Origin of the sequence: Actinoalloteichus sp. AHMU CJ021, assembly GCF_002895405.1 — a bacterium.
Lineage (GTDB): Bacteria > Actinomycetota > Actinomycetes > Mycobacteriales > Pseudonocardiaceae > Actinoalloteichus_B > Actinoalloteichus_B caeruleus.
Map to the genome: position 1 here is coordinate 1,809,984 of NZ_CP025990.1, position 12,700 is coordinate 1,822,683.

Below are 12,700 nucleotides of genomic sequence, written 5' to 3' on the forward strand. Positions count from 1 at the left end.
CATTGATGCGATGGTGGATGATGGGCCAGCACGGCTGGCCAGCGGCCTGGCTCCCCGGCTGGCGCTGCTCCGCGCCCTGGCAGAGGAACAACACATCACCCGGGTGGCTGAACGGTTGCGTGTCCCCCAACCCACGGTGAGCCGGTGGCTCGCCCGCCTCGGGGAGGAACTGGGCACCCCGGTGGTGGTTCGGGCGGGGCGCGGGATCCGGCTCAGCAGGGCGGGGCAGGCGCTGGCCGAGTCGGCGGGCCACGCCCTGGCGGCCCTGGAGGCCGGTTGCCGCCGCGCGCTGGCCGACACCGACGAGGAGCGGGGGCTGGTCGCGCTCGCCTTCCTGCACACGTTCGGTGGACGCCCGGTACCCGAGCTGTTGCGGGGGTTCCGGGCTCGCCGCCCCTCAGTGCGGTTCAGCCTGGCCCAGGCGCCCCACGAAACCATCCTCGACCGCCTGCGGGAGGGAGCCGTGGACCTCGGCCTGACCTCGCCGACGCCGACCGGGGACCCAGGCCTGACGTCGTCCGTGCTGTTCCACCAACCGTTGGTCGCCGCCGTCCCCGAGCGCCACCCGCTGGCCGGGCGGCGTCGGGTGCGGATCGGTGAGCTGGCCGGGGAGGACTTCGTCGGCCTGGAACCCGGTTTCGGGCTGCGGGCCATCACCGACGAGTTGTGCGCGGCCGCGGGCTTCCGCCCCCGGCTGGCCTTCGAGGGACAGGAGACGGTGACCCTGCTCGGCCTGGTGGCGGCCGAACTGGGGATCGCGCTGGTCCCGCAGGCCGACGGCGGGCCTCCCGCCGGGGTCGTCGAGGTCCCGCTCAGCCCCGCGGCACGACGTACCGTCGGGCTGGTCTGGGCGGCGGGCCGCCCGCTGTCCCCCGCCGTCCGCGAGTTCCGGGACTTCGCCCTGAGCCGGGGGACGCGGTGACGGGGGTCCCGGTGGGGACGGTCCCCCCGCTCGTGCCGCCGAGACGAGGCCGCCGGTCCACCGGTCAGCGCAGGAAGCCCCCGTCGCCGTCCTCGCCACCGCTCTCCGCCTGCCGGCGGGCCTCGATCACGTCGTCGAGGGTGTGGCCCTCCTCGAACTGCTGGAAGATGTCCCGCATCTCGGTCATCTGGCTCTCCAACGCCAGGCGCACGTCCGGATCGTCGTAAGCCCGGCCCTCCAGGACGTCCCGCCAACTCAGCGTTCCGGCCTCCACCCTGGTCTGGAGCGCCCGCATCGCGGGATCGGCGTCGACCCGCTTCGCCGCCTCCTCCATCTGGCGGACATCGGCCTCGGTGACCTGAGGCGGAGCCGGTGGCTGGAGCCGCTCCAACTCCCTGATCAGCTCCCGGCTCCTGGCCATCGCCTCGCCCAGCTGCGCCTCGGCGGCACGAACCTGCGGGGTCTTCCAGCTGTCCTGGTCGAATCCAGGAGACGTCATCACACCGTCCTTCGTCATGGGTTCGGCACCGGCCCGACCTCACGGGCCGGCCAGGTTCAGGAGCCAGTGGGCTCGTCGCGCCCCCGGAACCGCTGCCACTCGTCGCGACCGAGATCGCGGAAGTTCTGCCCGGCCTCGCTGAGGTTGGCGCGTTCCCCCTCCGGCACAGCGTTCCACGCCTGCTCGCCCGCCGACCGCACAGCGCCGCCCGGGTCGCTGATCGCCGACTGCGTGGCGTTCCACGCCGTGGAGGCGCCGTCCCTCGCCGCGTTCCACGCCGAGCCGTCCCGCACCGCGTCGTAGGCGCCGCGCGCCCCGTCCCAGCCCTCGCGGGCCGCGTTGCCCACGTCGCGGGCGGCGTCGACGTGCTGACCGATCCGCTCCTGGTACTGGTCCCGCGCCCAGCCCGTGACACCGTCCCGGGCGGCGCCGTAGGCCGAGGACGCACCGTCGCGCACCGTCTGCCCCGGGTTCTCCCAGGCGTTCCTGGCCGCGTCACGCCCCGACTCGTAGCCGTCCCGGACCGTGTCCCTGGCGTTCTGGTAGTCCTGCCGCAGGTCGGCGCGCAGGTCGTCGGCTGCGTGTTGGAGGCCGCTGCGCCCGTCCCGCTCGTCGATGCGGCGGTCGCGGTACTCGTCGTAGTCGGACCGGAAGTCGCGGGCGTCCCGGCTCATGTCCCGGAGGTCCCTGGTCGCCGAGGAGGCGTTGTCCCGGATCGACGCGGCGTTGTCCCGGATGTTGCCGACCTCGCCGGAGATGTCCCGCACCTCGTCGCTGATGTCGGTCAGCAGGTCCACGGCGTCGGACACGCTCCGGACGTCCTTGATCTCGGCCAGCTTCGAGCCGATCGTCTGGACCGACTCGAAGATCGCCTGCGCGCTCTCGATGATCGCCTGGATCGAGTCGACGATCGCGATGATCTTCTGGTAGAGCTGGTAGGCGTCCCAGATCAGCTGGGCGGCCTTCACCCAGCCGTAGGCGGGGATCCAGATCTTGGCGATCGCGTCGATCAGCTTCTGGACCAACCAGTCCAGCAGGCGCAGGGCCTGTTTGGCGAGCGCCTTCGACCCCTCGGCGGTCTGGGTGAACGCCATGCCGATCAGCTTGGCGACGCCCTGTTCGACGAGCAGTCCCCCGCCCCAGACGACCTTGATGAACGTCTCGTGGGAGACCGCGGCCTCGCCGTCCCACTCCTGCCGGACGACCTCCACGTTGTCGTTCAACGCCTGGCGGAGCTCGCTGACGCCGTCGGCGACCTTGTTCCACGCCTCGCCGTTGGTGGCGATCTTGCCGAAGTCGCCCGTGATCGGCATGATCACGCCCTCGACGATGCTCTGACCGGTCACCTGTTGGAAGGCCCAGTCCACGCCGTAGACGCGCCAGCCGGCGTCCCGGACCATCTGCTCGATCGACTCGCCGGGGTCGACGGGCTCGGGTGGTGACGAGAGTGCGGCCAGCGCGCTGGCGTCCTGGTAGCTCATGGTGCGATTCCCCCAGTAGTGCGAAAGCTGCTCCGAGTGGCGGTCAGATGACCCGGTTCGCCTGTTCCATGATCTTGACCATGCGGTCCTGGACGGCCTGGTCAGCGGCGGCGTAGACCTCCGCGTTCCTCCGGATTCCGTCCGCGGTGCCGCCGAGCCGGTCCTGCCCGAAGTTCAACGTCTCGCCGAACAGGGTGCCGACCAGGTCGACGCCCGGGTGCAGCAGCGCGAGCAGACCGGTGAAGCCGGACTTGTCGCAGCCGTACCGCACGGCGTACTCGCGGAGCGCGTCGAAGGCGCCCTGGAGGTCGTCCAGGCTCCGCGCGTAGCCCTCCAGCGAGTCGACATCGACCTGGAACTGCTCGCTCATCCAATTCCTCCTCGAATTCGGCGGTCTGGGTCGGACGCGCCGCGCCGCCCCGCGGTGCCCTCCACGGGAGATCGCGCGGGGACCCCGGAACCCGGTCCGTGCCCCGGAGCGGACGGAGCGGCACGGGTACCCGCGCCGCGTTCCGCCCGGTGCCGCCGCGGACCCGGCGGTGGGGGTCGGCTCAGTTCGCCCCGCGCCGCCGGGACAGCGCCCCGGCCACCACGTGCGCGAGCACCGCCGCGAGCAGGGGGAGGACCACCAGGAGACCGACCCGCCAGGTCCAGCCCCGGGACAGCACCTCACCGGCCCGCTCGACGTCCTCCGAGTACACCCGCACCTGGGCCCGCTCGTTGTCCGAGCAGTGCAGTTCGCCCGGGGCGGCCACCTGGGGCGTCCCCCGCCAGGCGAGGTCGCCGTACTCCCTGGCGTAGGTGAGGCGCACCGTCTCCCAGGCGCCGTCGGCGCCCCGAACGGAACACTGGGTGAGGGTCCCCGCCTCGGACCTGTCGGCGGTGAGCAGCAGTTCGCCGCCGTCCCAGTCCAGGAACTCCATGCCGAAGCGCTGTTCCTCGCCGGTGTCCTGGTAGGCGACGCTCTCCTGGGAGCGGACGGCCCGCAGCGTGTCCCGCCCGAACACCGTCGGGACGTAGACGAGGAACAGCTGGTACACGAGCACCCCGACGGAGACGGCGACCATCGCCAGGGTGAACCAGATCGCGTACTTCGCGCGCGGGGTCGTCGTCGTCACCTGACCGCTCTCACTCACACGTCCCGGCCCGCCGCCGAGACCCCGGCGAACGGGGGCCACGCCGTCCTGAGTGGACCAGTGGCACCCGGGCAACCCTTTTCACGTCCCGGGTGACTCTAGGCACCCGGGACGGCGACCACGGGTGATACCCGAGCTAAGTGACCAGCGCCACAACAGGATGACGGGGAACCGGTCGTCGGACACCGGGTGATCGGTGGAGCGGTCAGGTCGACGATCAGCGCCGGGCGCGGTCCCGGGCGAGGCCGACCAGCGTCCGCGCCGCGAAGCCGCTCGCTCCCGTGGTCACCTCCGCGTAGTCGCGGTCTGACCGGGCGGGACCGGCCACGTCGAGGTGCGCCCACCGCGTCGCGCCGGTGAACTCCCGCAGGAAGAGGGCCGCGGTGATGCCACCGGGCCCCGGCGGGCACTGGCGCACGTCCCCGATCTCCCCCGTGACCTCGGAGGCGTACTCGTCGAGGAGCGGCATCCGCCACCACGCCTCGCCGACGGCCTCGCCGGCGGAGACCAGCTCGCGGGCGAGTTCGTCGTCGTCGGTGAGGACCCCGCCGGTGCGCAGACCGAGCGAGACCTTCATCGCGCCGGTCAGGGTGGCGACATCCACCAGCACGTCGGCGCCGAGGTCGCGAACCGCGTAGGCGAGGGCGTCGGCCAGGACCAGGCGGCCCTCGGCGTCGGTGTTGGTGATCTCGGTGGTGGTGCCGCCGTAGTGGCGCACCACGTCCCCCGGCCGGTACGACGATCCCGAGACGTGGTTCTCGGCGCAGGGCACCAGCCCGGTCACCCGGATGGGGAGGCCGAGCCGGGCCACGGCACGCACCGCCGCGATCACGGCACCACCGCCGGCCATGTCCGTCCGCATGAGGTGCATGCCCTCGGCCGGTTTCAGGGACAGCCCACCGGTGTCGAAGGTGATTCCCTTCCCCACCAGCACGAGGTGCGGACCGGTGCCGCTGTCCGAGGGCCGCCAGGAGAGTTCGACGAGCCTGGGTGGGCGTCGGGACCCCCCGCCGACGGCGAGCACGCCGCCGAAGCCCCGGTCGCGCAACCAGGTCTCGTCCCGAACGGTCACGTCAAGACCGGGGACGTCCTCGGCGAGCAGCGCGGCCGAGTCGGCCAACCAGGCCGGGTCCTTCACGTTGGAGGGTGTGTTCGCGAGATCCCTGGCCACCGAGGTGGCCTCCGCCAGGACGCTCGCCTCGGCGAGTGCCTCCCCGGTGGCCACCGGGTCGAGGGCGGCCGGGGGGCGAACGAGGAAGGTCGGCGGGGTCAGGCGGGGCTCGTCCGCGCTCACCCTGAACCGGTAGCCGCCGAGCAGCAGCCCGGTGGCCAGGGCGACGACCGCGTCGCCGTCGGTCTCCTCCGGGAGCAGGGCGGTCACCTGGTCGGCGACCGGTTGCTCGGGTTCCGCCGCCCGGCGGTCGCGGACCGCACGGGCGAGGACGGCGCCGGCCCGCCGCCAGTCCGAGGCCGTTCCCGCACCCACGCCCACGACCCACGCCGGTTCGGGGTCGGCGGGAACCAGCTGGATGGAGCCCGCCTTCCCGGTGAAACCGGCGGTGGTGAGCCAGTGCCGGACGCCCTGGTACGTTCCGGGCAGGTCCGGCAGGCGTACCGACTCCGCGTCGTCGGCGCCGACGACGAACGCGGCGATCGCGGTCGACCGGTCGCGGTCATCGCCCTCGAGGACGACGGTGGGCGAGGGAGTGGGGAACCGGCCGGTGAGGTCCGGGGTGGACGGAGGGGAAACGGACAACGGGAGATCTCCTCGTGACGCGGGTGTCGTCTACTCCTGCGGTGGCGAGCTGGTCGGCGGTGGGGCGCGGGTGGACCTGGCTGGTGCCAGCCTCCCGGGCCGGGAGATGCCGAGGGCCCCGGTCGTGGAGCTTTACCGGGGCCCGACTCGCGTACTCGGGCGTCGCGGCGGGTGGGTGGACCCACCGAGCCTCAGCCGCGACGTCAGCCCGTAGCGGCCTTCAGCGCGTCGCCCAGGTCACTGGCCTCCTCCGCCGACATCTCGACGACGAGGCGCCCACCACCCTCGAGCGGAACGCGCATGACGATCCCGCGTCCCTCCTTCGTCACCTCGAGGGGACCGTCGCCGGTCCGGGGCTTCATGGCCGCCATAGCGTGCTCCCTCCATCAACATCTTCCACCTGACGTACCGCACCGTCCGCCGGTGACCGGGTCATTCTCCCCTATCGGCGGCGACCGGTGAAACCGAACCGGTCTCTTCGTGTCGCGTGCGCTGATCCACAGGTGCTGGTAGGGCGGGCCCGAAGGTGCCAGACTCAGGCGTCGTGCGGGCACGCTCGGCGATCTTCGACCTCTTCGGCGGACACCTCCGCCGCCGGGGCGGAGCTGTCACGATCGCCGCGCTGGTCAGGTTGATGGAACCCCTCGGTTTCGCCGGTCCCGCCGTGCGAACGGCGGTGTCCCGCACCGTCAGGCAGGGGTGGCTGCGGCCAACACGCTTGCCGTCCGGTCCGGGTTACGCGCTGACGCCGAAGGCGGAACGGCGGCTGGACGAGGCCGCCGGGAGGATCTACCGCACCCGCGACTGGTCGTGGGACGGGAACTGGCATCTCCTGGTGCTCACCGGCGTGTCGGACCGCCACCGGCGGGAGCGGATCGCCGCCTCGCTCGGGTTGCTCGGCTACGGCGAGGTGGAACCACTGGTGTGGGTCGCGCCCCGCCCGTCACCGGAACTCCCGGACCTGCTCACCAGTGAGGACCTCACAGCCCACGCGTTCCTCGCCGCCCACCAGGGCTCCGACCGTGACCTGGCCGGCAGGGCCTGGGACCTGGTGGGGCTCTCCCGCGACTACGCGGCGTTCGTGGCGCGGTGGCGGCCCCTGGCGGCGGCGGTCGACGAGTCACGGGAACCGGCGGCCTTCGCCGCCTCCCAGCGGCTGTTGCACGACTGGCGCAAGTTCCTCTTCCGGGACCCGGGGCTGCCGCCGGCCCTGCTCCCGGCCGACTGGACCGGCCACCGGGCGGCCGAGTTGTTCGACGGCGAGACGGCCCGGTTCGCCCCGGCGGCCGACCGCTACGTCGAGAGGTGCCTGGCCGCTCCGCCGCCGGCGCTCCCCACCCCGTGACGGCGTCCTCGCTCCCCCTCCCGCGACAGCGACACGAACAGGGACACGAACAGGAAGGCACCGCATGTCCGCTGAGAGCTCAGAACCGGTCCTGCTGGTCGACGACGCCGCCGGAGTGCGCACCCTGCTGCTCAACCGGCCGGCGGCGTTCAACTCGCTGACCCTGGAGTTGAAGGAGTCCCTGCTCGGTTCGTTACGGGCGGCGTCCCAGGACAGCTCCATCCGCGCGGTCGTCATCAGCGGCTCGGGGGACGCGTTCTGCGCCGGTCAGGACCTCAAGGAACACGTCGAGGCCCTCCAGCGGGGGGACGGCTCGTCCTCAACCACGGTGGAGCGCCACTACAACCCGCTGATCGAGACGATCACCGGTATGCCGAAACCCGTGATCGCGGCGGTGAACGGGGCCGCGGCGGGCGCGGGGGCATCGCTGGCCTGCGCCGCGGACCTCCGCATCGCCGACCGGTCGGCCAGGTTCCTGATGGCCTTCGCGAACGTGGGGCTCTCCGCCGACTCCGGGGCGTCGTGGACGTTGCCAAGGCTCATCGGGTACGGCAGGGCGATGGAGATGATGCTGCTGGCCCAGCCGGTCGGCGCCGAGGAGGCCCTGGCTGTCGGGCTGGTCAACCGGCTGGTGCCGGACGGCACGGCCCTGGGGGCCGCCCAGGAGCTGGCGGCCAGGATGGCGACCGGCCCGACCGCGTCCTTCGCGGCGCTCAAGGAGGCGCTGCGGCTGGGGGCGGCCAGCTCCCTCCCGGACGCGCTGGCGAACGAGGCCCGCCTCCAGCACGAGGCGGGGGGCAGCGCCGACCACCGGGAAGCCGTGGAGGCGTTCGTGGGCAAGCGCCCGCCCCGGTTCACCGGGAACTGACCGTCGGCGGGGCTCCGGCCGGGCGGACCGGCTCGGACCGGAGCCCACCGGCCATGCCGCCGTTCAGCCAGCCTCCCGCCGGCACAACTCGGCCAACCGCTGGCCCGAACGACGCAGGCCCCAGGCGAACCCGGGTCGCACGACCGGCCACCCGAACCGGCCGACCTGACCGAAGGGCAGGACCAGCCGTTCGCTCCAGAGGAAGGTCGACGCCGCCGGTCCCCGCGCCACGACCTCGAAGATGCCGTCGCCGCGCACGAGCCGCCCGGTGTGCCGGACGACGCAGCGGTGGGGCGGGGACCACTCGGTGATCTCCATCGAGTCCAGCGCGCCCAGGCCCGCGACCCCGGTGAAGGCGACCATGCGGGAGCCGACCCCGCGCCCGTCACCCGATACCAGGTGCACCTCGGTGCCGAGCATCCACTCCCGCTGCCGGGGCCAGTCGGTGACCACCGACCACACGACCTCGGCGGCGGCCTCGATGTCCACGCTCTCCCGTACCGTGGCCGTGTTCATCTGGCGTCGCCTCCCTGTTCCGTTCCCGGTTCCCGCTGCTGGCCGCCCCGATCGGCGCGCTGCCCCTCCACGGGTTCCGGTTCCCGCCGGAGGTCCTCGCACCGCGCGAGGCGCGCCTCCAGTCCGGCGACCCGCGCGCGCAGGCGGTCCAGCTCGTCCGCCACCTCCGCCAGCGCCCAGTCCACCTCGGTCATGCGGTACCCGCGGACCGCCTGTTGGAACCGCAGCGCCCGGACGTCGGAGCCGGTCGGAGCCCGCTCCGGCAGCGTGGTCGGCGTGACACCGGGCGGCAGCGGGGCGAGTTCCTCACCTCGGCCGAAGACCAGGGAAGCCAGCAGGAAGACCACGGCGGCCACCATCGCCACGATCAGGAAGTAGACAAACAGAGTGGTCACGGCACCACATCGTGGCACGAGCCGGGGCGGTCTCGCCGGGTGGCGGCGCGCTCGGCCCTCGGGTGACGGGCTGCCGGGTCAGGCGCGGGCGGCCTTCGACTCGGAACTGAGGACCCCCTCGATCGCGGCGGTGAACTCGCGCCAGGCGGCCCGCTCGGCGGTCAACGCGCGCTCTCCCGTCGAGGTCAGCCGGTAGGTGCGGCGCTTGCGCCCCGCCACCGTGCTCCAGGCGCTGCGTACGCACCCGGCCCTCTCCAACCGTCGCAGCGCCGGGTACACGGTGCCGGTGGGCAGGTCGAGGGCACCCCCGCTGCGCAGCTGCAACGCCTCGATGATCGCGTAACCGTGGAGCTGCCGACCATCGAGGGTGGCGAGCAGCAACGCGTCCAGATGTCCACGGAGTGCGTCCGACTTCACAGTGAGAAGTCTAATGCGTAGCGCTGCGTGGCCGGTAGCTACGCTACCCATACAGCGGTACCCGCGGGTCCGTCCGGGCGACGGTGGCCACGACCGGGCCAGCGGGGGCGTGACTCCCCCGGCCCGCGACGCCCACCGACCAGGTGGCCGCAGTCCACCGCCACCGGCACCCACCCCGGACTTTCCCCCGAAAGAAGGAATTTCTCGGACGTTCTGTAACTACTTCGAGTGAAGCACGTCAGGGGGTCCGCGAGACACGGGAACACAGCGTCACCGGCACCGCGCCTGACTGGCGCGAGCACCGGAGGGCAGGGGCCTCCTCGGCCCCTCGCCGGTGCCGGCCCCGCTCAGCGCAGGGCCCGCAGCACGCTCGCGGGAGGACGGGTCCCCCTGATCGACGCCGTCATCTCCAGTACTTTCCTGGTGCGGGCCACCTCGTGCGCGCGGAAGACGGCGGCGCCCTGCCAGGCGGCCACCGCCGTGGCGGCCAGGGTGCCGTCCACCCTGTCCTCGGTCGCCGCGTCCAGGGTCTCGCCGATGAAGTCCTTGTTCGACAGCGCCATCAACACCGGCCAGCCGGTTCCCACCAGCCGGTCCAGCCCACGCAGCAGCGCGAGGCCGTGCCAGGTGTTCTTCCCGAAGTCGTGGGTGGGGTCGATGAGGATCCCCTCCCTCGGGACCCCGGCCCGGGCCAACGACTCGGCCCGAGCGGCCAGTTCCGCCGCGACCTCCCCCACCACGTCCGCGTAGCGCACCCGGTGGGGATCCGTCCTCGGAGCCAGACCGCCGGTGTGCGAGCAGACCACCCCGACGCCGAACTCCGCCGCGACCTCGGCCAGCCGGGGGTCCGCACCCGCCCACGTGTCGTTGAGCAGGTCGGCCCCGGCCCGGCACACCTCCTCGGCCACCTCGTGGCGCCAGGTGTCCACGCTGATCGCCAGGTCCGGGTACCGCTCCCGCACCGCTCGCACGAACGGCACGACCCTGGCGGTCTCCTCCGCCACGTCGACCCGCTCCCCCTGGGCACCGGCGCGGACACCTCCGATGTCGACGATGTCGGCGCCCTCGTCGACCGCGCGGTCGACGGCGGCCATCGCCGCCGGCTCCGCGAACGTCGCCCCTCGGTCGTAGAAGGAGTCCCTGGTCCGGTTGACGATCGCCATGACCAGGGGCCGGTCGCCGTGCATCTCCCGAGAGCCGAGCCGTAACCGCACGGCATGATCGTGCCACGGGGGCGGGACGCCGCCCCGCCGCCCGTCCCCGTCGTCGTCGTCGTCGGGAGTGACCGCGCCGGTCAGTGGGTCTCCTCCCATGCCTGGTACGCCTCCTCGACCACCCGGACGGCGTCGTCGATGTCGTCGGTCAGGTGGAGCAGCGCGAGATCGGGGACCCCGATCTTGCCGCCGCCCTGCACCGAGTCGCGGAGCCAGTCGTAGAGGCCCTGCCAGTAGCGGCGTCCGAACAGGACCACCGGGAACTTGGTGACCTTCTTCGTCTGGACCAACGTCAGCGCCTCGAACAGCTCGTCGAGGGTGCCGAAACCCCCGGGGAGCCCGATGAAGGCCTGCGAGTACTTGACGAACATCGTCTTGCGGGCGAAGAAGTAACGGAAGTTGACCCCGAGGTCCACCCACGGGTTCAGGCCCTGTTCGAAGGGGAGTTCGATCCCCAACCCGACCGAGTAGCCGCCCGCCTCGGAACAACCCCGGTTCACCGCCTCCATCGCGCCGGGACCGCCACCGGTGATGACGGCGAACCCCGCGTCCGCCAGCGCCGCTCCCACGGACCGGCCCACCGCGTACTCCGGGTCGTCCCGCGCGGTCCGCGCCGAACCGAACACGGTGACCGCCTTGGGCAGCTCCGCGAGTGCCCCGAAACCCTCCACGAACTCCGCCTGGATGCGCAGCACCCGCCACGGGTCGGTGTGCACCCAGTCCGACGGACCCCGGGAGTCCAACAACCGCTGGTCGGTCGTCGTCGTCTCCCTGCCGCGCGTCCGTCGCACGACGACGGGACCCTGCTGCGTCTGGGCGAGCTCAGCCGGTTGTGTGCCGTTGCCAGGGGCGGACGCGTTCTCCGTGCTCATGCTGGTCACCCTACGGAAACCCGGTCGGGAACCGGGCGGTTCGACCTGTCGGGGAGCGGATGCCCCACCATCGGCGGAACGCCGATGGTGGGGCCGGGCCGGACGAACGCGGACGACCAGCACGTCGACATCCCCGACGGACCCCGGTGCGCGGTGGGACGCGAGTCAGGCCAGGAAACGCCCGAGCACGTCCGCGCACCGGGTGATGTCGGCGGCCCGCACGTGTTCCTCCCTGGTGTGCGCCAGCGTCGGGTCGCCGGGACCGAAGTTGACGGCGGGCATTCCCCTGGCGGCGAACCTGGCGACGTCGGTCCACCCCAGCTTCGCCACCGGGGTACCTCCGGCCGCCTCGACCAGTTCCCGGGCCGCCGGTGCCCCCAGGCCGGGCAGCGCGCCGCCGGCGCGGTCCACCACCCGGACACCGAAGCCGTCGAAGACCGTCCGCAGGTGCTCCTCGGCCTCGGCGACCGAACGGTCGGGGGCGAACCGGTGGTTGACGGCGACGACGCAGCTGTCCGGCACGACGTTGCCGGCGACACCGCCGCTCACCGACACCGCCTGGAGACCCTCGCGGTACTCGCAGCCGTCGATGTCCACCCTCCTGGGCTCGTACTCGGCCAGCCTGCGCAGGATCTCGCCCGCACCGTGGATGGCGTTCTCCCCCATCCACGCGCGGGCCGTGTGGGCGCGTCGACCCGTGGTGCTGACCTCGACCCGGATGGTGCCCTGGCAGCCCGCCTCGATCACCGCGTTCGAGGGCTCGGCGACGATGGCGAGGTCACCGTCCAGCCAGTCGGGGAGCTCCCGTTCGATCCTGGTCAACCCGTTCCGGCTGGCGTCGACCTCCTCGCAGTCGTAGAAGACGAAGGTGAGGTCCAGCCGGGGCGACACGCACCCGGCGGCCAGCCCGAGCAGGACCGCGTCACCGCCCTTCATGTCCACCGTCCCGCAGCCGTGGAGCACCTGGTCGGAACCGCTGCCCGTGCGGCGCAGCGGGAGGTTGTCGTTGACGGGAACGGTGTCGAGGTGCCCGGCGAGCACGACCCGGCCTGGACGGCCGAGGTTCGTCCTCGCCAGCACGGCGTCGCCGTCGCGCACGACCTCCAGGTGGGGCGCCTGGCGGCGCAGGGCGGTCTCCACCGCGTCCGCGATGGCCGCCTCCTCCCCCGACACGCTCGGTACGTCGACGAGGGCCGCGGTGAGCTCGACGGGATCGGCGGTGAGGTCCAGGTCTGCGGTCACGCCACCGGACAGTACCCACCCGGGCGCACGCGGGACG

At 72.7% G+C, this 12,700-nt stretch carries 15 protein-coding genes; 3 read left to right on the forward strand and 12 right to left on the reverse strand.

All coding sequences use genetic code 11. From position 1 onward, the window contains the following. Window positions 1–10 precede the first annotated feature (10 nt). The gene (locus C1701_RS07465; RefSeq protein WP_026417293.1) at window positions 11–922 is read left to right on the forward strand and encodes a LysR family transcriptional regulator; all 912 of its coding nucleotides are present in this window, start codon (window positions 11–13) and stop codon (window positions 920–922) included. Between the two features lie 64 nt (window positions 923–986). On the opposite strand, the gene C1701_RS07470 is transcribed toward C1701_RS07465, so the two are convergent. The 6 genes from C1701_RS07470 to C1701_RS07495 form a co-directional block, all read right to left on the reverse strand. Then, window positions 987–1,421, reverse strand: coding sequence for a hypothetical protein (locus C1701_RS07470; protein WP_155886019.1), 435 nt, complete (start codon window positions 1,419–1,421; stop codon window positions 987–989). Between the two features lie 56 nt (window positions 1,422–1,477). Continuing rightward, the gene (locus C1701_RS07475; protein ID WP_030104156.1) at window positions 1,478–2,902 is read right to left on the reverse strand and encodes a hypothetical protein; all 1,425 of its coding nucleotides are present in this window, start codon (window positions 2,900–2,902) and stop codon (window positions 1,478–1,480) included. Window positions 2,903–2,945: 43 nt separating this feature from the next. Beyond that, the gene (locus C1701_RS07480; RefSeq protein WP_026417295.1) at window positions 2,946–3,272 is read right to left on the reverse strand and encodes a hypothetical protein; all 327 of its coding nucleotides are present in this window, start codon (window positions 3,270–3,272) and stop codon (window positions 2,946–2,948) included. A gap of 181 nt (window positions 3,273–3,453) precedes the next feature. Further along, the gene (locus C1701_RS07485) at window positions 3,454–4,020 is read right to left on the reverse strand and encodes a hypothetical protein (RefSeq protein ID WP_026417296.1); all 567 of its coding nucleotides are present in this window, start codon (window positions 4,018–4,020) and stop codon (window positions 3,454–3,456) included. 235 nt (window positions 4,021–4,255) lie between these two features. Continuing rightward, window positions 4,256–5,794: a leucyl aminopeptidase family protein gene (locus C1701_RS07490; protein WP_026417297.1), complete on the reverse strand. Its 1,539-nt coding sequence runs from the start codon at window positions 5,792–5,794 to the stop codon at window positions 4,256–4,258. Window positions 5,795–5,997: 203 nt separating this feature from the next. After that, window positions 5,998–6,165: a DUF3117 domain-containing protein gene (locus tag C1701_RS07495; RefSeq protein ID WP_016699112.1), complete on the reverse strand. Its 168-nt coding sequence runs from the start codon at window positions 6,163–6,165 to the stop codon at window positions 5,998–6,000. Between the two features lie 173 nt (window positions 6,166–6,338). On the opposite strand from C1701_RS07495, the gene C1701_RS07500 reads away from it, so the two are divergent. Both C1701_RS07500 and C1701_RS07505 read left to right on the forward strand, forming a co-directional pair. Next, window positions 6,339–7,139: a PaaX family transcriptional regulator gene (locus C1701_RS07500; protein WP_026417298.1), complete on the forward strand. Its 801-nt coding sequence runs from the start codon at window positions 6,339–6,341 to the stop codon at window positions 7,137–7,139. Window positions 7,140–7,203: 64 nt separating this feature from the next. Beyond that, on the forward strand, window positions 7,204–8,007 hold the full coding sequence (locus tag C1701_RS07505) for an enoyl-CoA hydratase-related protein (RefSeq protein WP_026417299.1): 804 nt from the start codon (window positions 7,204–7,206) through the stop codon (window positions 8,005–8,007). A 63-nt stretch (window positions 8,008–8,070) separates the two neighbouring features. Here C1701_RS07505 and C1701_RS07510 read toward each other — a convergent pair whose 3' ends face one another. From C1701_RS07510 to dapE, 6 genes are all read right to left on the reverse strand, one after another. Further along, window positions 8,071–8,523 carry an SRPBCC family protein gene (locus C1701_RS07510; RefSeq protein ID WP_026417300.1) on the reverse strand — a complete coding sequence of 151 codons (453 nt, stop codon included), beginning with the start codon at window positions 8,521–8,523 and terminating at the stop codon, window positions 8,071–8,073. After that, window positions 8,520–8,918, reverse strand: coding sequence for a DivIVA domain-containing protein (locus tag C1701_RS07515; protein WP_026417301.1), 399 nt, complete (start codon window positions 8,916–8,918; stop codon window positions 8,520–8,522). The genes C1701_RS07510 and C1701_RS07515 overlap by 4 nt, the downstream gene beginning before the upstream one ends. 78 nt (window positions 8,919–8,996) lie before the next feature. Further along, on the reverse strand, window positions 8,997–9,335 hold the full coding sequence (locus C1701_RS07520; RefSeq protein ID WP_026066040.1) for a PadR family transcriptional regulator: 339 nt from the start codon (window positions 9,333–9,335) through the stop codon (window positions 8,997–8,999). A gap of 347 nt (window positions 9,336–9,682) precedes the next feature. Continuing rightward, window positions 9,683–10,522: a dihydropteroate synthase gene (folP, locus tag C1701_RS07525; RefSeq protein ID WP_026417302.1), complete on the reverse strand. Its 840-nt coding sequence runs from the start codon at window positions 10,520–10,522 to the stop codon at window positions 9,683–9,685. A 107-nt stretch (window positions 10,523–10,629) separates the two neighbouring features. Further along, complete coding sequence (locus tag C1701_RS07530; RefSeq protein WP_026417303.1) at window positions 10,630–11,421, reverse strand: TIGR00730 family Rossman fold protein; 792 nt, start codon at window positions 11,419–11,421, stop codon at window positions 10,630–10,632. A gap of 165 nt (window positions 11,422–11,586) precedes the next feature. Continuing rightward, window positions 11,587–12,663 carry a succinyl-diaminopimelate desuccinylase gene (gene dapE / locus C1701_RS07535; RefSeq protein ID WP_026417304.1) on the reverse strand — a complete coding sequence of 359 codons (1,077 nt, stop codon included), beginning with the start codon at window positions 12,661–12,663 and terminating at the stop codon, window positions 11,587–11,589. Window positions 12,664–12,700 lie beyond the last annotated feature (37 nt).